The sequence below is a fragment of the Bradyrhizobium sp. LB13.1 genome (genome assembly GCF_054056815.1).
Genome location: NZ_JBSRYQ010000001.1, coordinates 5,355,656 through 5,374,890, shown reverse-complemented (window position 1 = coordinate 5,374,890; position 19,235 = coordinate 5,355,656). Strand labels below are relative to the sequence as shown.

Sequence of the window (19,235 nt, the reverse complement as noted above, 5' to 3'; positions counted from 1 at the left end):
TGCGCGCCGCAATATCAGACTTGGTTGGAAAGTGCCAGAACCCGCAAAGATCGTCGCGGGCATGAAACAGGCGGCCCGAAGGCCGCCTGTTCTGATTTGCTCGACTTATGCCACCTTATTGGCAGATGTGCTGGCGGCCGTCGTCGCCCTTGACCCGGGTGCCGGGACGGCAAACGATGCCGTTGCGAGCCGCGTAGGTATCCCAATTGCCATACCAACCTTGTTCGCTGCGATTGTAGCTGCCGTAGCCGCCGGAATTGTCATAGGCGTACGAGTTGTCCCAGCTGCGGAACGGTGCCGAGGCAACGGCTGCCGCGGTCCCGACGGCGGCGCCTGCAACCGCGCCCGCAGTAGCCACCGGCCCGAAGCCGTTGTTCGCCCTGTTCACATCATTGTAGCGGTTCTGGTCGTGGTAGGCCGTTCGCCGATATTGTCGTTCTTGACGGCTGGTGGCGTAGGGGCTGCCCCGTCCCATATTCTGGCAATTCGCGCTGAGGAACATGGATTGGCAAGCGGCGGGATTGGAGAAGGCCGCTTGACCAAGTGCGGGGCTTGCCAACGCGGTCGCAGCGATCGCGGCCGCGCCGATCAGTTTCAGGCTCATCATGGCATTCTCTCCATGTTGTTAGACCGTTGCTAAGTGCGACCGTCGGCAGCTCGTTCCGCAATTTGGCGCAAGTGCGGTCACATCGGCGTGAACCCGCAGGGGATGTGTATTTTGTAGCATGCAACCCGTCCTTCGAGGCGTAAGCCGCGCGGTGGGCACATTAATGCTTTGATAGCGCGCTCGCTTGCATTGAAGTGCTTTCCGATCCCTACGCGTTAGGCTTACCGGAATTTTGCCGGCATCCCTTAACCCACTCGGCCCGACGATCCGATAGGTTGTGGACTGGATAACCGGGATCCTTTCCATGCGCGCCCTGGCGCTCGCAGCGCTTCTGATCGGACTGCCCGTAACCGCTTTTGCCGGCGGCGGCTTCGATATCGTCGTTCCCGGCCGCCCGGGCGTGCCCATCATCATCAACAACATCGACGCGTCCTATACCGTGATCGAGGGTACCTGGGGCCTGGGGAAGAACGTCCAGGTGCAGCCCACGATCTATGGCGGGCGCTATGTCGCCGAGCGGCAGCCTGCCGACGTGGGCCATTACTACCCGACGCTGGGCCTGCGGCCCGGCTATGGGCGGCTCGAGGTCGAGCCGTCCGCGAACCGCAAATTGCCGAAGCCGGCGGAGAGCTATCACCAGAGCTGGGGCGCGCAATCGGCGCCGCTGCCGGCGCAGATGGACGTGCCCGTCGATCCCCCGCCGGTGATCCTCGCGCCTGAGATCAACGAGCAGCCGCGGCGTCCTCGGCCGCGGCCACGTGCGGAGATGCCCGGCAGGCGGCCGGGTTAAGAAACGACAAAATCCAACAAACGAAAATCAACAGGAGAGAGTAATGCGTCAGATGATTTCGGGACTGGTCGCGGCGGCTGCCGTGATGTTCATCGGGGCCGCGCCGGCCGCGGCCTGCGGCTTCAATCCGTGCCAGCCGGTTGCGCCGGTCTATTCCGGCTGCAACACCGGCTGCGGCGGCTATGGCTATGGTGCCTATGAGCGTCTCGCCGAGCCGACCACGCAGTATTATTACGTCAACCAGGGCCCGACCTATACCGGCCCGGGCGCCTTCGCGCCGTATCCGACCTATCGTGAGGACGCGGTCGTTGCGCCAGCCAACTATGGCTACGGCCGTGGCTATGGCTATGGAAACGGCTATGGCTATCGTGCCGCCGCAGTCGCAGCCGGCGCCTATCCCTACCATCGGCCGTACTATCGTCCGTATCGCTACGGCTACGGCCCGCGCGCCGGCTATCTGCCGCGCACGCACTACGGCTACGGCCCGCGTTACGGCTATGCTCCTCGCCATGCGCCGTATTACGGCGGGCATCGCGTGCTGCGCCGGTATTACTGATCGCCCGATCGGCTGACCCAACGAAGCGCCCGTCCGCGCGATGCCGACGGGCGTTTTGTTTTTTAGGGCTTCATCAGCCCCAGCCGGCTTGCGCCGATATAGAGCGAGAGCACGGCGGCGTTCGACACGTTGAGGCTCTTGATCTCGCCGGGCATGTCCAGCCGCGCCACGACGCTGCAGGTGTCGCGGGTCAATTGCCGCAGGCCCTTGCCTTCCGCGCCCAGCACCAGCGCGAGCGGCTCGCGCAGCGTGACCTCGGAGAGATCCGCGCTGCCTTCACTGTCCAGCCCGACGGTCTGGAAACCGAGCTCGTTCAGCGTGGTCAGTGCGCGGGCGAGGTTTTGTACCGTCACGATCGGTACCAACTCCAGCGCGCCGGAGGCGGCCTTGGCCAGCACACCGGTCGCTTCCGGACTGTGGCGCGCGGTGGTGACGATCGCCTTCACGGCGAAGGCCGCAGCCGAGCGCAGGATGGCGCCGACATTGTGCGGATCGGTGATCTGGTCGAGCACCAGCACGATGCCGTCCTGCTCCAAATCCTCGATGTCGGGCGAGGGCAGGGGATCGGCCTCGGCGAGCAGGCCCTGGTGCACCGCGTCGGGCGACAGCAGCCGGTCGATCTCCTGGGGCCGGACGATCTCGGGCGTGACCGGGGTTGCGATGTTCTCGTCCGCGAGCCGCTTTGCGGCGTTCTCGGTCAGCGTCAGCTTGCGGATCTGCCGCTCGGGGTTGGCGAGCGCCATGGTGACGGTGTGCCAGCCATAGAGGATGACAGGCCCGTCGGTGTCCGAATCATGCTCGCGCCAGGCCGGCCGGCCGGCCGATTTTCCGGGTTTTTTGAAGGGCTTACCGCCGCCGCGGCGACCTTTCGGGCCGAATTTTCGATCGTTCATAGGTCTGCTTGTGTCATGGGTCCCGGAATATGGCAATTTGGGTGCCTTCGATGGGCCATTTTAGCTGGTCGGCTCGGTTGACTTTGCCCCACCGCTTCGCCCATAAACGCGGCCGGTCGCGTCCCTATCCGGGCTCTTGCGGCTTCATGTTCCATGGCCGTCTTCGGTCGCCGGAAAGGTCCGGCCCGATTGTGCTGCCGTCGAGCGGGGGAGTGTCCCGAGTGGCAAAGGGAGCTGACTGTAAATCAGCCGTCTTATGACTTCGAAGGTTCGAGTCCTTCTTCCCCCACCAGCCTCGCTCGCTTCGCGAGCTACGGCTCGGCAAGCCAGCCCAATCAGCGTCACGCGAAGCTAACGAAGGCAGCTGCTCCGTAGCCCAGAGGGCACAGGCGGGCTGTCGCAGCGCGTAAGTCACCCCATCATCTCCCGCACCATCGGCATCACCTTCCGCCCGTAAAGCTCGATGCTCGTCATCAGCTTCTCATGCGGCAGCGGGCCCGCCGAATACTTCAGCTGAAACCGCGCAACGCCCAGCGCCTTTACGGTCTTCGCGATCTTGCGCGCGACCGTCTCCGGCGAGCCGACATAGAGCGAACCGTGCTCGGCCTCGTTCACGAACTCGTCGCGGCCCATCGGCGGCCAGCCGCGCTCCTTGCCGATGTGGTCGCGCATCGCCTTGTAGTCGGGCCAGAGATCTTCGCGCGCTTGCTCGTCGGTCTCGGCGACATAGCCGGGCGAGTGCACGCCGATCGGCTTTGCCGGGCGGCCAAACTCCCTGAACGCGCGGTGATAGAGATCGACGAAGGGTGCGAAACGCGCGGGATCGCCGCCGATGATCGCGAGCATCAAGGGCAGGTCGTAATGCGCGGCGCGCACCACCGATTGCGGGCTGCCGCCGACGCCGATCCAGGTCTTTAGCGTGCCGTTCTCGACCGGAGGATAGACGAGCTGACCCTTGAGCGGCGGACGCAGCTTGCCTTCCCAGGTCACCGGCTCTTGCGACAGCAGGGCCGTGAACAGGTCGAGCTTCTCCTCGAACAAAGCCTCGTAAGCCCGCAAATCAAAGCCGAACAGCGGAAAGGACTCCGTGAACGAGCCGCGGCCGAGGATCACCTCGGCGCGCCCGTTCGAGAGCGCGTCCAGCGCCGCAAAGCGCTGGAAGACGCGGATCGGATCGTCCGAGCTCAGCACCGTCACGGCCGAGCCGAGATGGATCCGCTTGGTACGCGACGCGATCGCTGCCAGCACGGTCTCCGGTGAGGAGATCGCGAAGTCGGCACGGTGATGTTCGCCGAGGCCGATGAAGTCGAGGCCGAGCTCGTCGGCCAGCACCGCCTCGTCGACGACGTTGCGGATCACCTGCGCGTGCGGAAGCATCGCGCCGGAAGCGTCCCTGGTGACGTCGCCAAAGGTATCCAGTCCGAATTCGAGCGGTGCGGTCATTGATGAGGTCTCTGCGGGCGCAACTGGCGCCTGTCACTGTGGGAGGGATTAGCTTTGGCGTGGAGCTAGGCGGCAGTGACCGGCGCAACAATGCTGCTTCGCGAAACGCAGCGTTTCCGCTTTTTCATCGTGTCGGGCTCGCCCGCGCCTTCAGCCGGATCGGGCGAACGGATCGACCAGCGTCTCGTGCAGCCAGCGCTGTAGTGATTGACGATCGCGACCAGATTGCGCGACAGCCTGCGCGAGGCGAGGAAGAGGTCGTAGGACGGCGGGTCTTGCCGGCGAGGCTCACATCGACATGCCCCGCATTCAGGAAGCTGCGCGAGCTCAGCCGCTTCATCGCCGTGAGCGGATGGCCGCGCCGCACCGGCGCTACCGCCACATCCCGCGCATCCGGGCGCCGATGTCGACCTTCGGGCCCTGCGCCGCTGTGCGGGCCGCGCCCGCTGCGGCCTTTGGCCAGGCGGTGCGTTCGAACAGATGGACCAGCTGCTCCGGGATGAAGCGGGTGCGCGAGGCGTAGACGTGGCGGTCGCCCTTGGCGGCCTGGCCGTGGGTGAAGAAGCGCTGCGGCACCACGAGGTGCAGATCGTCCTTGGCGCGCGTCATCGCGACATAGAGCAGACGGCGCTCCTCCTCGAGCTCGGCGCTGGTGCCGGCGCCGAGATCGGACGGCATGCAGCCGTCGACGACGTTGAGCACGAACACCGACTTCCACTCCTGGCCCTTGGCCGAATGGATGGTGGAGAGGATCAGATAGTCCTCGTCACGAAGAGGAGGCCCGGATTTGTCGCTGGTCGCATCCGGCGGATCGAGCGTGAGCTCGGTCAGGAATTTCTCGCGCGAGGCATAGCCGCTCGCGATCTGCTCGAGCTGCATCAAATCGGCGCGGCGCGTCTCGGAATCCTCGTGGAGGCGATCGAGATGCGGTTCGTACCAGAGCCGCACGCGTTCGAGATCCGTCGGCCATTCCGAGTAACGCAAATTTTCGATGGTGCGGACGAAGTCGGTCCAGTCGGCGCCGGTGCGAGCTGGCACCGGAAGCTGGCCGAGCGCGGCAAGCGGATCGGTGCTCTCCGCCATCTGGTCGAGCACGCGCTGCGCCGTCGCAGGACCGATGCCCGGCAACAGATGCAGAATGCGAAAGCCGGCGACGCGGTCGCGCGGATTCTCTGTGAAGCGCAGCAGCGCCAGCACGTCCTTGACGTGGGCTGCGTCGAGGAATTTCAGCCCGCCGAACTTGACGAAGGGAATGTTGCGGCGGGTGAGCTCGATCTCCAGCGGACCCGAATGCGAGGACGTCCGGAACAGCACCGCCTGATGCTTCAGGAGCGCGCCTTGCTCGCGGTTGGCCAGCACCTCCTCGACGATGTAACGGGCTTGGTCGGCCTCGTCATGCACGGTGACGAGCTGGGGTTTTTGCGTGGAGGCGCGGTCGGTCCAGAGGTTTTTCGTGAAGCGCTCGCGGGGCGAGGCCGATGACGCCGTTGGCCGCCGCCAGCACGGTCTGCGTCGAGCGGTAATTGCGGTCGAGCGTGATCATCTCGGCGCGGGGCGAGAAGCTTTGCGGGAAGTCCAGGATGTTGCGGACAGTCGCGGCGCGGAACGAGTAGATCGACTGGGCGTCATCGCCGACGACGGTGAGGCCGCGTCCGTCCGGCTTCAGCGCCAGTAGGATCGAGGACTGCAGGCGGTTGGTGTCTTGGTATTCGTCGACCAGCACATGATCGAAGCGGCCACCGATTTCGTCCGCGATCAGCGCATCGCTCATCATCTGCGACCAGTAGAGCAGCAGGTCGTCGTAATCGAGCACGTGCTGGGCCTGCTTGGCCTCGACATAGGCCGCGAACAGGCCCTTCAGCTCGGCCGCCCAGCCTGCGCACCAGGGATAGTACTGGCCCAGCACCTTCTCGATCTCCATCTCGGCATTGACGCAGCGCGAGTAGATCGACAGGCACGTGCCCTTGGCCGGAAAGCGGCTCTCGGTCTTCGACAATCCGCGCTCGTGCCGGACCAGGTTCATCAGGTCGGCGGAATCCTCGCGGTCGTGGATGGTGAAGGAAGGATCGACGCCGATCCGCTCGGCATATTCGCGCAGCAACCGTGCGCCGATGCCGTGAAACGTGGCGGCCCAGGTGAGAGCATCGCGCATGATCGCGGCATTGTTCTCGCCGAGCACTTTTCGCGAGATGCGCTCGACCCGGCCGGCCATCTCGGCCGCGGCGCGGCGCGAGAACGTCATCAAGAGGATGCGGCGCGGATCGGCGCCGGCGACGATCAGATGCGCGACGCGGTGGGCCAGCGTGTTGGTCTTGCCGGACCCGGCGCCGGCAATGACCAGCAGAGGGGCGCCCACGGTCGCACCGTCGGCCACGCCATGCTCCACGGCGCGGCGCTGCTCCGCATTGAGCGTGTCCAGATATGTCGCCACGAATCGCCCCGGTGAAAGGCCGAGAGTCGGCCATCTCGTTGCGAATCGCAATGCGGCTGGACGGAACCGATGTTAAGACCTAGGGACAAGACCGCCTTAAGTTCCAGCCCGAAAAGCGCGCACCCGGCATGACCGAGCCCAAGCCCGAACAGTTCGAGATGCGGCGGCTGGAATCACTCAGCAACACCATCTTTGGCGTCGCCATGACGCTGTTGGCCTACGACCTGCCGAAAGCCGCCGTCTTCACCAGCGCGCCCGACTGGAACGATCTCGCCCGGGTCTATTCCGGCAAGCTCGCCGGCCTCGCGCTCAGCTTCATCATCGCCGGCGTGTTCTGGATCAGCCATCACCGGCGATTGGTGCGCCAGCCCGTCGGCAGCCGCGGCGCGGTGATCCTCAATCTGTTCTTCCTGCTCTCGATCGTACTGCTGCCGGTGACCAACGGTCTCTACACCAACTTCCCCATGAGCAGCGCGGTCGCCGTGCTCTACGGCCTGCACCTGACTGCGATCGCCGGTCTCAATGCCTGGCTGTGGTGGAGGATTCTTGGCGGCTGGCGCCACGAGATCATGGCCTCGATGTTTCCGCTGCTGGTATTCGTCCCGGGCACGATCGTTGCGGCGTTCGCGCCGCATGTCGCGCCGTTCGTGTGGTTCATCGCCTTCGGCGGGCTGCTGATCCAGCGTTTCTACGTCGGGCCGCCGACCAACCCGGACGCGTAAGGCGGCTCACCCTTGTGCCGCACCGAACCCGTCGGCCGGCACGTAGAGCTTGACCGGGCGGATTTCGTAGACCGCCGTCGGATTGACCTGGCGCAGCGTCCGCGCCGCTGCGATCGCCTCCTCGTCAGTGTCGAACTCCATGAGGTGGAAGCCCAGGAGCTGCTCCTTGGTCTCGGCAAACGGGCCGTCCAGCACCACGCCCGCGCCGGGGCCACGCAAGGTGCGGGCCTTTCGGGTCTCATCCAGACGGGCGGCCGGCCCGAAATGTCCGCTCGCCCTCAAGGTCGCCTGAACCTCCAGGACCTTGGTTACGACCGCGGTGTCCTTCTCGGGCGTCCACGACAAGATCTCGTCTTCCACGTGATAGGCCAGGATGGCGTAAAGCATCGTTACCTCGTTGATTTTGCTGCGCGCAGCTCAAAGGACGTACCACGATGGCTGCGGCCGACAATGGCGGTGAGGAAAATATTGCGTCGTGCCGGCCTCGATGAAGCCGTTCTGAAACCCGATTGCGCGCCGGCCGGGTGAACGCTGCCCCAGGCCAAGACGACTGATGGCCACAAGAACACGGAAGCCCATCGGAGGCGGCAATGTCGGGTCACACCATCAAGATCATTTGCGGCGCGCGGCGGGCGGCGCAATCGGAGCCTGCCGATTTGCACGACCGGAGCTGTCACCATCGTTATTCCGGCAGCTCGGTCGAGAATGGCGGCGAACGCATCGTTGAGAGCCGCCGGGGCAAACGCCCGCGCGCCCTCAATGTCTGCGGTTTTTGAAGGCTTCGGCAAGACCGGCCTGAGCGGCGCCCGCCAACGAAAAAGGCGCGGCGGGGAGGCCCCGTCGCGCCCGATTTCTTGCTCGCTGGTCCAGGGCTGAGAGCGCCCCGATGCCAAGCCTTTATTTAAAGCTTAGCGGGCGATCCCAGCGAGGTGACAGCGTTTGGTAAGACACACTGGATCACCTCCTTTCGTTGGTTTCGGAAGAGCTCAATATAGGCGGCAATGCCGCCGTTGTTAAGAGGAGGCGGGTCGGGAGGAACCGAGGGCTGTTCGCAAGGCCGTGCAGGCGCCGGACAAGCCGTTTCCTGAGCAGTTGAGACCGCCGCCCGGCCGTGTTAGGGAGCCCCTGTCGCGGGTGTAGCTCAATGGTAGAGCAGCAGCCTTCCAAGCTGAATACGAGGGTTCGATTCCCTTCACCCGCTCCAATACTTAGCCGAAAATCGACTCAGAGTTTTACAGCCGGTTTTACAGTTTTTGTTCCGGCATCGTTCATTTGCTCGATCAGCGCTTTGGTCAGAGCCGCACGGCTCACGTAGCGCCGAATGATTTTCTCAACGCTCTCTTCGTCCCAAGCCATGATTTCGGCGATCGAGCGAATCGGGATTCCGGCGATATAGAATTTCGTGGCCGCCGTCCCGCGCAGATCATGAAAATGCCTGTCGATGTCCGGCGTATTGTCGCCCTTGACCTGCGGATCCGGCTTCATCTTGGCGGCTATCTTGGCGTCATCAAACGACGTTCCAAACCCGTCGGTGGTCCAAGGCCGTCCCCGCGTGTTGGTCAGGACCGTTGTGGACCGCTTGGGAATGTGCTCCAGAACCGCGCGCAGGGCATCGTAGAGCGGGATAATCGCGACCAGCCGTTGCTTCTTCCCTTTGCTGGTGTAGAGCGTGATCTCGTTCTCGCCGATGTGCGACCACGACAGGCGCAGCAAGTCGCCCATGCGAAGGCCAGTATGGGCTGCAAGGTCCACGGCCCAACCAACTTCTGCGGAGGTGTGTTCCTTGATCAGCGCGATGTCGGTGTCCAGCCAGATGATATCCGACCGATCACCCTTATAGAGGTGCTTGATGCCGGTGCACGGATTCGACGTCAGGACACCCTCGGGATCAACACCATGAGAGCAGATGCGAGAAAGCACCTGCATGCCGAGATCGGCCGTGCGCGGCTGCTTCGACCACTTGGCGCGCCATTTCCGGATAATCGGCCTTATCGCGTCGGTTCGGTCAAATTGCTTGATCCGCAGCTTCCCGAAATGGTCTTTGATTTTGTCTAGCCAAGGACCCCAAACACGTTTCGTGGAATCAGCGAGCGCCTTATATTCGTCGCTGCCCTTGTAACGCTCGACCAGCCACGCAAACCGCGATTTGTCAGATGAACGAGTGGCCGCGACGAGATCGGCATAAACTACTAAGAACGCCGTATCGTCGGGCGCGAGATAATTGCCGTTGACGTCCTTAATGGGTGGACCGCCGCGCCACGCGTAGTAGTAGAAGCGCCCCTTCGCTTTGACCTTGTGAATGCCTTTGGCGGGGATATCAATCATGCTCTGCTTCGAACTCCGCCAACTCCAGGTCCAAGCGCTCATTTTCTGATAGTGAAACGCGCGACGCAATGGGGGCAGGCTCGCTGGTGATGCGAATGCTGCCGTCAGGCAAGACGATGACGTCGCCAGCGCCGGCCTTGCGAGCGGCTCGTAGCGCTCTGATGACGTCTGCTTGAGTAAATCGGGCAGGGCCGCGGCTCATATTCGTGTCCCCAAAAGCATCAGCTTGCGAGTGCTGAGGAACAGTCTGGGCGGCCAGCCGACTAAGCAATCGCTGCATTGGAAGACTTGGCCAAGCTTTCCGATTTTACCGGTCATGGACCTGCCCCCGGTCCTTGATGATGGAGCGAAGGGTTCGCTCCAGGGTGCTCTCCTTAATAGGGCCGAGAGACCGCTGATCGAATGCCGTAGAAACTGCGCTCAAAATTGCAGCAGCGGCGCGCTTTGCGCTCCCGCTGTCGGCAATATCCGCTGTCGCAGCATATCGGTTGTACTCGGACTCGATGATAGCTTCGCGCAGCGCCCGATTGCGTTTGAGCGCTTCTGGCCCCGCCTGAAGGCCTGCTACCGCGCGCTCGGCCGTATCGGCTTTCGCCGCTAGAGCATGCTCGCCATACAATTCAAGATGCCACCAGTGCCAGGCATCGGCGAAATCAAATGCGGCCGATTGCATCTCTGGAGACTGGTCTAAAATCTGCAGAAGGCGATCGGCGGCTTGAAGAAACCGCGCAGCCGTCGTGTCGATTGATAGCTCGCCCTTTTGGGTTTTGAGCTTTTGTACCCAAAGGCGCAGATGCTCGGATATTTTCTCAGGGGAGGGGTATTGCGCGGACAGGTTTTCCGCCGTCTCCATCACGGCGGTTAAATCCATCTCACCGACAGCCCGCAGGTGGCGGTTCGCTGCAATCGTCATCACGCCAAAGGTGCCTTCGGCGTCAGGTTGGCCGGTGGCTGAGGCCTTATCCCAAGTTGCCCGTCGAATGCCTCGGCGTTCATCGACAACAGACCCCGGCTTATCATCCGCTGGCCGTTCGCCGATGTCGTGCCTCAAGTCCGAGGTGACTTCGCGCTGTTCTTCGCCAGTCTCGTCAGTCGGGTCTGCCATGGTCACCGGAGGGAACCCCGGCAAGCCGGGCATAAGAGGGATTTTTGGCCGGGACAAGCTTATCCCGAACGATGCGGAGCGGGGAGAGGCTTCCAATCTGATCATGTCGCCCAATCCCCCACGACGATATGGGCCGATCGTTGCCGCGATCGTCTTTCCGGGTTTCCGTTTCAGCGCCCCGGTGCCAACCCAGACTTTGAGCAGGTAGGCGGCGCGCTTCTTGTCGGTGGGCTTGTTGAGATCAAGGCGGCAGGCCTCGGCCACGGCTTAGCCGGCCCAATCCGCAGCCTGAGAACTCGCACGGTACTGACCACGGGAAATCAAGGTCTGGACCGCGAGCAGGTCTTTGACCGAAATATCCGCCATCAAATCCGGCCATTGCCATGGGGTCACCACGCCGACGCTATCGCCATAGCCGCCGTGCACGCCGTTTCCGAGATGCGCGCCTGGAGCCTCCATATAGCGCTGGTGTTGGGAGTCCGACCGGATTTCGGTGGAACCTTGAACAGCGGGTGAGGGAGTTCGGCTTTCAGGTCAAAGAGCGCTTCGCCGAGTTCGTGGTAATCGACGGCGATTTCCATCTGGCCGATATCGCGGAGGAAGTGCGCCAGCGCGAGCAAACATTTGAGTAGTTATCCCGGCGCTGCTCCATCGTGCGATCGGCGCGACGCTATCTACGTAAGGACTGGTGATTCGGGCCGCGAAGCGTGAGAACGCCTTTTGAAACGTCGGGTGCGCGGTGGCCTCAGCGGCCAACTCATCCCAAGACTTGGGGTCTGTCATCTACGGTGCACTCCGCTGCACATCGAATTTCCAGGGACCAAAGAGCGGCGCGCAACTCTTTAGACAAAAAACCTTCCCGGCTTTTTCTTACTTTCTATTCCTTCTCGGCCTTCTCCGGACCGGTGACCACGGCCGGCTTGCCGTAGCGCCGCAATAGATCGTTCAATGCTTCCAATACCAAGCCCTGCAGCGGCCTGCCTTGCTCGGCCGCCAGCATCTTCAAAGCCCGATAGCCCGTCTCGGACAGGCGGGTCTGCATGTATCTCAGTTTCCCGGACGCAGGCGCTGCGGCCTCGTCGTGACCAGCCGTACCTGTTGAGGGTTGTTTCGTTGCCATATCGAATTCCAGCCGAGGCGCCAGGGGGCAAATTGTTGAACTCACTATAAGCACAAAAACCATAAAAGGGTAAATCAACCCTTGCACCCATGGGTGTATTCATGTATTTCTTGCTTCCGATAGTACGAGTTAACGGAAACTAGGGCGGGAGCCGGACATGACCAGCACCAAGATGCCAGCCATCATAGAGAGCGCCGCTTCCCTCCCGGTCAGCCGGGCCGAGATCGCCGAGAAGGCGGCGGCCTACGCCGAGGCGAGCAGCAGCGCGAACACGCGGCGGGCCTACGCTGGAGACTTCGAAACCTTCAAGGCTAGGTGCGCGGTGCAGGGCGAACCATCGTTGCCCGCATCGGCGGCCACGGTCGCAGCCTTTGTTATAGACACGGCGGGCAGGGTGGCCGTCACTACCCAGCGGCGCCGGTTGGCTGCGATCCAGCACTGCCATCGCGAGGCCGGCCATCATCTCGACCTGACCACGCCAGTATTTCAGAAGATCTGGAGCGGCGTGAGGCGTACCCACGGCCGGCCGGCGACAAAAAGCGAGCCATTCTGACCGCGGCGCTGAAACGCGCCCTCGAAACCCTCCCTGATACACTGGCCGGAATCCGTGACCGCGCGTTGCTCCTCGCCGGGTTCGCGGGTGCGCTTCGCCGCTCCGAACTCGCCGCAGCCGAGATCGGGGCTAGCAAAAACGCTTTGATATGGTTCGAGGAGACCGCCGAGGGCATCACGGTTCACATCGGCCGCAGCAAGGGCGACCAGGACGGCGACGGACAACAGGTCGCGATCCCGTTCGGCGCCAATCTGGCAACCTGCCCGGTGCGTTCACTGCGCGCATGGCTGGCGGCGTCCGGCATTACCTCCGGCCGCATCTTCCGCAACATCAATCGCCATGGCCAGATCGGCGAAAGCCTTTCCGATCGCGCGGTGGCTTTGATCGTCAAGAGAGCGGTGGTTGCCGGTGAGCTTGCCGGCGGTGCTTCGCTCGCCGACGCCGAGGCGATGGCCCAACAGTTTGCCGGGCATTCTTTGCGGAGCGGACTAGCCACAAGCGCCGCGATGAACGACGTTAGAGGTGAGCTGATCCAGCGCCAACTGCGCCACGCTCGGTTCGATACGACTGCCGGCTACATTCAGTCCGCAGATTTGTACCGTAAAAACGCTGCTGCCGGCGTCGGCCTGCGAGTTTGTACTGACACCATTTCAATGATGGCAAGCGCTCGGATCGAGCGTACTGCACTCCGGCAAGTGATTGAAGTTGGAAAAAGAACCTTTGCGCGGTGACGCCACTATGATGGCAACTTGATCCGGAAATCAGCGCGAGACTTTCGCAAAATCCGTTGACAAACCCTTGTCCAGCAAGGGGCCGAAATCGCCAAAAACTCCTTGTTTTGTAGGCATTCCGCATTCTCCAGTTCTGAGCAATCGTAAGCACAGAAAGGAGAGTTGAGGATCATCAAGGCATGGCGTCTGTCCGTACAGTAGTACGGCGCCAACAGACGGGTGGTGCAAGAACACCCCCGGACCCCCTCAACAAACAAGTGGGATGAAGAAGTCGGAAATGGTTCAGGTCCGCGCAGAGGCGCGCAACCTGACCGCATGGCATCGCCGTGCTCGCAAGAGCAAAATGACGCTGTCGGAGTTCATGCGCGCCGCCGCAGATGCCGCGGCCGTGAGCCTCGTCACCGATACCGCCCTCAAGAACGAACTGCTCAACATCCGCTCGGCGATGAACCTCGCTGCGCACGTGCGCACGGTTGAGCAGAAGAACGCCCGCATCGAAGACGCCCTGACCATCATCAACCGCACGCTGGAGGCCATCTAATGTTTGTTCACGCCCGCATGACCGACGGCGATCTGATCGAGGATTGCTATGACACGTCCGTGTTCATGTCTTCGACCGCGCTCCCCATGATCATCCAGAACCGGCTGGCCGCGACCGTGAGCGGCGCCAACCACTCCATCGCGCACCTCCTGAATGCCGACGACAACGAGTCGGCCGAGTGCATCCAGGGATCGCCGCGCGACCTGGTCGACATGGTCAATCAGGCCAAGGCCGGCGGCAAAAAATATAGCATGATGCAGTTCATCATCGCGCCGTGGCAGGACATGTCGCGCGAGGATTTCCTGACCTACGTGCTGCCGTTGTTGGCCATGGTGTTCAGCTTCGCGCAGATGCGGGCCGTGGTGTTCGAGCACGTCAAGCGCCCCGAGGACCGGCAACAGGGTGGTAGCCTGCGGCACTGGCACATCTGCATCTCTTACGTGGACCCTATTTCCGGCAAGGTGAACCCGGGCTGGCGTATGAGCCATGCTAAATGCGAGCGCGTGAGCCGGGAAGCGGAAGCCCGTGGCTGGGATGGCCCCCGCATCCTCCGTGGCCGCTTCCAGTCCGCCGTCATCGCGCAGCTCCGCTCCGAGGGAAAGCACGATGTCGCCGATAAGATCGAGGCGGCGCATGCGCCGGACGCCCAGCCCGAAGGTCGCACCGACCCCAACGAGATCGAGCAGCCCGCCAGAGCGGCGGGCATCAACCTCCGCGCCATCAGCAAGGCTGTGAAAAAGGCGTTCTACGCCTCCGAAGATTATCCCTCGTTTTCCGCGAAGCTCGCCGATATCGGCCTCGAGCTGCGCGTCACCAATCGTGGAAAGTCGCCCGCGTGGGCGGTTTTCAACGGTCCCGATGACAGCGACTTCGTCAACCTGTTGACGCGCTGTCTCCCGGGCGTACCGCGTGAATCCATCATCAAACTTGTGGAGAAGAACTATGACGGAAGCCGAAATGCGTCAGCAGTCGCTGAACGCGGTGCAGAAGTTGAACAGCACCCTGGACGCGATCAATCGCGCGATGGCGCTGTTGCTGAAGGGGCAGCGCTTGTCCCTGATGCTGCTGCTCAATCCGGTGGATCCGGAGGACCCGCATTCGCCGGAAGTGGCCGAGCTGAACAGCTTTTTGCAGAAGCTGTCGGCGCAGTAGATCGGGACACCAGCGTGCTCGACCGGCTCTTGGCAGGCGCTAACGCGCTCTGCTGGGGGACGGCGGCCACGTTCGTGAAGTACATGCGACAGGTCGAGGCGGCGGCTCGCCGCTGGCTCGATCATCGCTTGTCGAAGTACGCGGCTCAGCGCCCGACCGCCACCGCCACGCTGCAGCACATCCGCACCGAGGGCGAGAAGCTCACCGCCGAACTCGGCAAGTGGAACGTCGCCGTGTTCGAGGCGAGCAGCCGCATCAGCCGCATGCTGGGCCAGCCGGCGCCGTCGATCATCGGCACGAAGGCCCACAATGACCGTACGGCGGAAGCGCAGAAGGAGTACGAAGGTGCGGAGACCGCCCAGAAGATCGCCGCTGCGGCCTTGAAGCAGCACGAGGCCTCTGCCCGCATCTACGAGGACGATCTGATGAAGCAGCAGCGTCTTTGGGATTCGAAAATGGACCGTATCGCCAACAAGTGGCTGGCTGTTGCCGAGGCCGCGTTGGACACCATGAAGCGCTTCCCGCGCATCGTGCAGTACGGCCCGGAGGCGATCCTGTCGCTGGGTATGGACTACCACGGCCGGGTCATTCCGAAGCCCGAGCCCGGCGCTGACGATGATTATTCGTCGAAGGGTCCGCGCGGACCCAAGTAGTAAACCCATCGGTGCAATCACTCACTGGCAAAGCCCCGGGAAACCGGGGTTTTCGCTTTTTGGCTGGCCGGTGATGCAGGCGAAACCGTCGCCATCAACGGCAACGCCAGACGCGAACAGGTCCACCACTTGCTGGTCAACGTCGGCGCGATCGACGCCGAGCACGACATGCACCTGCCGGCGTGAGACTTGCCGCCTTTTCTCGATCGCGACCAGGCGTCGTTCAATGGCAGATTTCACGGCGCAGCGACCTTTCCACGCTCAAGAGCGCAATCCATAGCTGGGCATCGGTGTACTGCTCATGGCGTTCGCGGCCGGGGGGCGTCGGCGCATCCTTCAGGCGTCGGCTTTTCAATCCGCCAGCGCGTTCCTCAGCACATCGATACAGGAAGCCACGGGCACGCTCATCGAGCGCGCGCGGAAACTGTTCATCGTGCCATGCAGGCGAGGGCGGTTCGTCGGCGTTGTCGTACCATGGTGCCAACATAACCGCGTCGTCGGGGCCGAACAGATGACGTGCCTTATCGACGGCGGCGTTCACAGGCTCTTTTGGGCCGGTGCCAGATCAGCAACGCTTTACCGGCGTGGCCGGCATTGCCTTCCAGCTTGATCAGAAGCTTCGCAGCGTCAATGTCGCACCTCCTGCGGGGCATATTTCTCAAACCATTCTTCCACGGTGAGATCGCCATGCCGGCCGACAACGTAACAGCCAGCAGGGAGATCGAGATCAGCCAGCATTTCATCGGCCGTCGGTTCAGCGCAGACCACCCAGCGCGTCCGCACTTCATCAGGCCGGTTCGCTTCCAGCCTTGAAAGCCGAATATGCAGGTTGCCCCTCAATGCAGCGTCCCCAGCTTGGCATGTTGTGTTGCCCATTATTCGATCGTCGCCGCCTTGTGAGGCAGGATAGCGAAGCGCCAGCCGCGGCGGTGCACGTCGGCGACAGCTGCAAGCTCCTCCGCTGTCGGCGGATTGCTCTTGCGAAACACATACGGCGGCCGAGGCGTCCGGTGCTGCTCAAGGCGCGCGATGCGTTTTCTATGCCTCTCACGGTCATTGATGCGTCATCCTCTCCAGACGTTCGAGGCGTGCAGCAAGCTCCGCGGTTTCGAACGATTTCACCCACGTATCGATCAATTTGGCGATCTCGCCGGCATCGGCCGGCGTGAGTTCGCCCGTTGCGACTGCGGCGAGAACCGCGCTGGAGGCCTTAGTGGCATCCTCAGCGCTGTTGATCGGTGGCAGCGCGAATGTCACAGGCCGAGGAGTGGTGTGGCGGGCGGCGATCTGTCCCAAAGCCTAAGAGGCGGTCGAAAGCTCCGGCGCCAAATCGTGGGTTTGCAGCGTTTGGTGCCGGACATCGAACTGACCACAAGACCTAGCGACTTCCCTTTTTTGCGATTCGGCGAATTAATGGTGCATGTCCGCCGCCCGCATTATTTACACGCCACTATCTGGTCGTGACCGTCTGCACTTCAGCCGGGAACTGCATCGGGTTGAACAGGAGTTTGCGCGTCTCACGAAAGAAGCAGAGGCCGCCCACGCCGTAGCGGATCAGCAGCTTGCCGAAGCGCATCGACTAGGGTCTGTTGGGATTCATCTGGAGTTTATCGCGGCCGCGGCCAGATAGATCATTGAAGTGAAGCTCTGGTCGGTCTTGTCGGCGCGCATTGCGATGCGCTTGAATTCCTTGAGCTTGCCGAAGAAGTTCTCGATGAGATGCCGCCATTTGTACATCTCCTTGTCGATGGCGAGAGGCTGTGCACGGCGCGGATGCTGGGAGATGACGACTTTGGCGCCACGCGCTTCGAGTTCGGCGATGATGGCGTTGCTATCGAAGGCCTTATCAGCGATCAGCGCGTTGAAGGCCAATCCCTCGATGAGCGGCGGCACGCCCACCGTATCGAAACGCTGTCCCGGCAGGAGCACGAAGCGCACGAGATTGCCGAGCGCATCGGTGAGCGCCAGAATTTTGGTGGTCATGCCGCCTTTCGAGCGGCCGATCGCCTGGCTTTGCGTCCCCCTTTTGCGCCCTGACCGTGGCGGTGGACCTTGACGATGGTGGCGTCGACCATGGCGTATTCCATGTCGGGATCGTCGGAGATGGCCTCGAACAGCCGCTTCCAGACATCCGCCTTCACCCAGTCGCGAAAGCGCGTGAATGTGCTATTCCAGTGGCCGAACATCGCCGGCAGATCCCGCCAGGGACTGCCGGTTCGGGCGATCCACAGAACGGCCTCGACAAACAGTCGGTTGTCCTTGCCGCTGCGGCCCGGATCTCCCGGCTTGCCAAGACAATGCGGCTCCATCTTCGCCCATTGGGCGTCAGTCAAAACGAATCGGTCCATCCCAAGCTTGAATCACAACCAAGCCCCGATGAGAATCCTGAATCCCAACAGACCCTAGACTGCTTTGCGTACAACGCTCGTCTTTTTATTGGAGGGCCTGACCAGCCTTCGCCGCGGATCTCCGACGCCTTGCATGGGAAAGTGCCGCTTCTTGAAGTGCAATGCCGCCACTGCAATCACGTTCAGATGGTTGACCTCGCCGAGGCCATCTGGCCGCGAGAACGCTCGATACATACGTTGGCCGGCAAGCTTTATTGCCAGCCGTGTTTGAGCGAATACGGCAAAAAAGCGGCGACCAGCTTTGATCGCTTTATTGATGCGCGATGTGCCGCGACCGACGGCACCGGCAGCAGCAAAGAAAAGAGGAGGCGAAAAGTGAAAAGAATATTGATCGATGCAACAGATCGATTGCGGTATCAGGAGGTTGAACGCCTGTTTACTCGCTCACTTCCCAAAACGGGTGACGTGAAAGCTTGGATAATGCCGCAGCAAATTGATCGAAACGACGGCATGCTTGAGTATGATTGTGTTCCGGAGGGCTTGGTCGATCAGCTTCGCAAGAGCGGTCTAGTCGTTCACGAGCTTTAGCTATGTGCAGCTTCTAAGATCAACATCACAACTAAAAAACAATCGACAAACATTGCTTCAGACCGAGCGTCTTGCTTATTTTTGATCCTTGTCACGGTAGACTATCGACCGGAACGCGCGGGAGACAAAATCGCTTAAAGTCCGTTGAGTGGAAAGCGTCTCTGCCGGACTGGCAGCGGGAGAGGAAGCGTTCCCCGCGTCGAGCATCCACCATTGCGTTTCGTGGACTGCTGCAAAGAAGTCTTGCAACCCCATCATTAGCTTCTTGTGTTCGTCTGTCTTGGGAGCAGGGATCGGACCGGTGAACGTGAGATCCGCATGCGCTTGATCGCCACCCTGCAGCGGCGTGTACCGCACATCAAGCGTAATACCTTCGACGACTGCACCGATGAGCTTCACGCCGTGTGCTGGCACCATGTATCCGTAAAAAGTGCCGTTGTTGTCTTTGCAGTATTGGATCGCGTGCGCGCGTGCCTCCTCGATGGTGCCAGCCAGCGAACGCAGGCGCCCGGACGCTTCCGCATCCCACGGACGACCTTCCTGTGCTGGTCCCAAGAATTTGCCTTTGAAAGCGGCGTGATTTACGCGACCGCGCGCGCTATAGCCATCGCTCGTCAGCACCCTGAACCAAAAATCGCCCTCGGCGGGTTGGTCGCCGTCAGCGAGCGGCATGAGTG

Annotated in this window: 25 protein-coding genes, 2 tRNA genes and 2 pseudogenes; 12 read left to right on the top strand and 17 right to left on the bottom strand. The window is 62.1% G+C overall.

Going from position 1 to position 19,235, the window contains the following annotated elements; genetic code table 11:
• Positions 1 to 115: 115 nt before the first annotated feature.
• Positions 116 to 607: a hypothetical protein gene (locus tag ACVWYI_RS25960; protein WP_456663572.1), complete on the bottom strand. Its 492-nt coding sequence runs from the start codon at positions 605 to 607 to the stop codon at positions 116 to 118.
• A gap of 304 nt (positions 608 to 911) precedes the next feature.
• Between ACVWYI_RS25960 and ACVWYI_RS25955 the strand changes: the two genes are divergently transcribed.
• Positions 912 to 1,397 (top strand): hypothetical protein, encoded by a 486-nt coding sequence (locus tag ACVWYI_RS25955; RefSeq protein ID WP_247353223.1) that lies wholly within the window; start codon positions 912 to 914, stop codon positions 1,395 to 1,397.
• Positions 1,398 to 1,440: 43 nt separating this feature from the next.
• Positions 1,441 to 1,953 carry a hypothetical protein gene (locus ACVWYI_RS25950; protein WP_247443364.1) on the top strand — a complete coding sequence of 171 codons (513 nt, stop codon included), beginning with the start codon at positions 1,441 to 1,443 and terminating at the stop codon, positions 1,951 to 1,953.
• 62 nt (positions 1,954 to 2,015) lie between these two features.
• Here the strand turns inward: ACVWYI_RS25950 and rlmB are convergent, their stop codons facing one another.
• Complete coding sequence (rlmB, locus tag ACVWYI_RS25945; RefSeq protein WP_456663571.1) at positions 2,016 to 2,846, bottom strand: 23S rRNA (guanosine(2251)-2'-O)-methyltransferase RlmB; 831 nt, start codon at positions 2,844 to 2,846, stop codon at positions 2,016 to 2,018.
• 206 nt (positions 2,847 to 3,052) lie between these two features.
• Here rlmB and ACVWYI_RS25940 point away from each other — a divergent pair.
• A tRNA-Tyr gene (locus ACVWYI_RS25940) sits at positions 3,053 to 3,138 on the top strand.
• A 119-nt stretch (positions 3,139 to 3,257) separates the two neighbouring features.
• Here ACVWYI_RS25940 and ACVWYI_RS25935 read toward each other — a convergent pair.
• Positions 3,258 to 4,289: an LLM class flavin-dependent oxidoreductase gene (locus ACVWYI_RS25935; protein WP_456663570.1), complete on the bottom strand. Its 1,032-nt coding sequence runs from the start codon at positions 4,287 to 4,289 to the stop codon at positions 3,258 to 3,260.
• A 75-nt stretch (positions 4,290 to 4,364) separates the two neighbouring features.
• Between ACVWYI_RS25935 and ACVWYI_RS25930 the strand changes: the two genes are divergently transcribed.
• The gene (locus ACVWYI_RS25930) at positions 4,365 to 4,493 is read left to right on the top strand and encodes a hypothetical protein (protein WP_456664633.1); all 129 of its coding nucleotides are present in this window, start codon (positions 4,365 to 4,367) and stop codon (positions 4,491 to 4,493) included.
• Here the strand turns inward: ACVWYI_RS25930 and ACVWYI_RS25925 are convergent.
• Positions 4,484 to 4,656 (bottom strand): annotated as a pseudogene (locus ACVWYI_RS25925) (LysR family transcriptional regulator); the annotation flags it as partial. The gene ACVWYI_RS25930 and the pseudogene ACVWYI_RS25925 sit on opposite strands and share 10 nt — an antisense overlap.
• A gap of 5 nt (positions 4,657 to 4,661) precedes the next feature.
• Positions 4,662 to 6,720, bottom strand: a pseudogene (locus ACVWYI_RS25920) (ATP-dependent helicase).
• A gap of 128 nt (positions 6,721 to 6,848) precedes the next feature.
• On the opposite strand from ACVWYI_RS25920, the gene ACVWYI_RS25915 reads away from it, so the two are divergent.
• Positions 6,849 to 7,442: a TMEM175 family protein gene (locus tag ACVWYI_RS25915; protein WP_456663569.1), complete on the top strand. Its 594-nt coding sequence runs from the start codon at positions 6,849 to 6,851 to the stop codon at positions 7,440 to 7,442.
• A gap of 6 nt (positions 7,443 to 7,448) precedes the next feature.
• Here the strand turns inward: ACVWYI_RS25915 and ACVWYI_RS25910 are convergent, their stop codons facing one another.
• Entirely contained in the window at positions 7,449 to 7,829 is a 381-nt protein-coding gene (locus ACVWYI_RS25910) for a YciI family protein (protein ID WP_456663568.1), read from the bottom strand.
• A 203-nt stretch (positions 7,830 to 8,032) separates the two neighbouring features.
• Between ACVWYI_RS25910 and ACVWYI_RS25905 the strand changes: the two genes are divergently transcribed.
• Together ACVWYI_RS25905 and ACVWYI_RS25900 are read left to right on the top strand one after the other, a co-directional pair.
• Positions 8,033 to 8,218 carry a hypothetical protein gene (locus ACVWYI_RS25905; protein WP_456663567.1) on the top strand — a complete coding sequence of 62 codons (186 nt, stop codon included), beginning with the start codon at positions 8,033 to 8,035 and terminating at the stop codon, positions 8,216 to 8,218.
• A 354-nt stretch (positions 8,219 to 8,572) separates the two neighbouring features.
• Positions 8,573 to 8,646: transfer RNA gene (locus ACVWYI_RS25900), tRNA-Gly, on the top strand.
• A gap of 20 nt (positions 8,647 to 8,666) precedes the next feature.
• Here ACVWYI_RS25900 and ACVWYI_RS25895 read toward each other — a convergent pair.
• The 4 genes from ACVWYI_RS25895 to ACVWYI_RS25880 form a co-directional block, all read right to left on the bottom strand.
• Complete coding sequence (locus ACVWYI_RS25895) at positions 8,667 to 9,767, bottom strand: tyrosine-type recombinase/integrase (RefSeq protein ID WP_456663566.1); 1,101 nt, start codon at positions 9,765 to 9,767, stop codon at positions 8,667 to 8,669.
• A 307-nt stretch (positions 9,768 to 10,074) separates the two neighbouring features.
• Positions 10,075 to 11,136: a hypothetical protein gene (locus ACVWYI_RS25890; protein ID WP_456663565.1), complete on the bottom strand. Its 1,062-nt coding sequence runs from the start codon at positions 11,134 to 11,136 to the stop codon at positions 10,075 to 10,077.
• A 3-nt stretch (positions 11,137 to 11,139) separates the two neighbouring features.
• Entirely contained in the window at positions 11,140 to 11,298 is a 159-nt protein-coding gene (locus tag ACVWYI_RS25885) for a hypothetical protein (RefSeq protein ID WP_456663564.1), read from the bottom strand.
• A gap of 451 nt (positions 11,299 to 11,749) precedes the next feature.
• Positions 11,750 to 11,914 carry a ribbon-helix-helix domain-containing protein gene (locus ACVWYI_RS25880; protein WP_456663563.1) on the bottom strand — a complete coding sequence of 55 codons (165 nt, stop codon included), beginning with the start codon at positions 11,912 to 11,914 and terminating at the stop codon, positions 11,750 to 11,752.
• Positions 11,915 to 12,149: 235 nt separating this feature from the next.
• Between ACVWYI_RS25880 and ACVWYI_RS25875 the strand changes: the two genes are divergently transcribed.
• The 4 genes from ACVWYI_RS25875 to ACVWYI_RS25860 all read left to right on the top strand — a co-directional run bounded on the left by ACVWYI_RS25875 (position 12,150) and on the right by ACVWYI_RS25860 (position 15,622).
• Positions 12,150 to 12,545 (top strand): hypothetical protein, encoded by a 396-nt coding sequence (locus ACVWYI_RS25875; RefSeq protein ID WP_456663562.1) that lies wholly within the window; start codon positions 12,150 to 12,152, stop codon positions 12,543 to 12,545.
• A gap of 65 nt (positions 12,546 to 12,610) precedes the next feature.
• Entirely contained in the window at positions 12,611 to 13,276 is a 666-nt protein-coding gene (locus tag ACVWYI_RS25870) for a hypothetical protein (RefSeq protein WP_456663561.1), read from the top strand.
• A gap of 343 nt (positions 13,277 to 13,619) precedes the next feature.
• A complete protein-coding gene (locus ACVWYI_RS25865; protein ID WP_456663560.1) occupies positions 13,620 to 13,817 on the top strand; it encodes a hypothetical protein in 198 nt (65 codons plus the stop codon).
• Positions 13,817 to 15,622 (top strand): hypothetical protein, encoded by a 1,806-nt coding sequence (locus ACVWYI_RS25860; protein ID WP_456663559.1) that lies wholly within the window; start codon positions 13,817 to 13,819, stop codon positions 15,620 to 15,622. Before ACVWYI_RS25865 ends, ACVWYI_RS25860 begins: the two co-directional genes overlap by 1 nt.
• A gap of 21 nt (positions 15,623 to 15,643) precedes the next feature.
• Here ACVWYI_RS25860 and ACVWYI_RS25855 read toward each other — a convergent pair whose 3' ends face one another.
• The 6 genes from ACVWYI_RS25855 to ACVWYI_RS25830 form a co-directional block, all read right to left on the bottom strand.
• Positions 15,644 to 15,862, bottom strand: coding sequence for a hypothetical protein (locus ACVWYI_RS25855; protein ID WP_456663558.1), 219 nt, complete (start codon positions 15,860 to 15,862; stop codon positions 15,644 to 15,646).
• Positions 15,846 to 16,163 carry a hypothetical protein gene (locus ACVWYI_RS25850; protein ID WP_456663557.1) on the bottom strand — a complete coding sequence of 106 codons (318 nt, stop codon included), beginning with the start codon at positions 16,161 to 16,163 and terminating at the stop codon, positions 15,846 to 15,848. The genes ACVWYI_RS25855 and ACVWYI_RS25850 overlap by 17 nt, the downstream gene beginning before the upstream one ends.
• Positions 16,164 to 16,249: 86 nt before the next feature.
• Complete coding sequence (locus ACVWYI_RS25845) at positions 16,250 to 16,462, bottom strand: hypothetical protein (RefSeq protein ID WP_456663556.1); 213 nt, start codon at positions 16,460 to 16,462, stop codon at positions 16,250 to 16,252.
• 213 nt (positions 16,463 to 16,675) lie between these two features.
• Entirely contained in the window at positions 16,676 to 16,918 is a 243-nt protein-coding gene (locus ACVWYI_RS25840; RefSeq protein ID WP_456663555.1) for a hypothetical protein, read from the bottom strand.
• A 154-nt stretch (positions 16,919 to 17,072) separates the two neighbouring features.
• On the bottom strand, positions 17,073 to 17,198 hold the full coding sequence (locus ACVWYI_RS25835) for a hypothetical protein (protein ID WP_456663554.1): 126 nt from the start codon (positions 17,196 to 17,198) through the stop codon (positions 17,073 to 17,075).
• 20 nt (positions 17,199 to 17,218) lie between these two features.
• A protein-coding gene (locus ACVWYI_RS25830) for an IS5 family transposase (RefSeq protein WP_247772603.1) occupies positions 17,219 to 17,970 on the bottom strand; the annotation gives its coding sequence in 2 pieces (ribosomal slippage) (positions 17,219 to 17,640 and positions 17,640 to 17,970; 753 coding nt in all).
• A 186-nt stretch (positions 17,971 to 18,156) separates the two neighbouring features.
• On the opposite strand from ACVWYI_RS25830, the gene ACVWYI_RS25825 reads away from it, so the two are divergent.
• The gene (locus ACVWYI_RS25825; protein ID WP_456663553.1) at positions 18,157 to 18,558 is read left to right on the top strand and encodes a hypothetical protein; all 402 of its coding nucleotides are present in this window, start codon (positions 18,157 to 18,159) and stop codon (positions 18,556 to 18,558) included.
• Positions 18,559 to 18,633: 75 nt separating this feature from the next.
• Here the strand turns inward: ACVWYI_RS25825 and ACVWYI_RS25820 are convergent, their stop codons facing one another.
• Positions 18,634 to 19,230, bottom strand: a complete 597-nt coding sequence (locus tag ACVWYI_RS25820) for a hypothetical protein (protein ID WP_456663552.1) — start codon at positions 19,228 to 19,230, stop codon at positions 18,634 to 18,636.
• Positions 19,231 to 19,235: the final 5 nt, after the last annotated feature.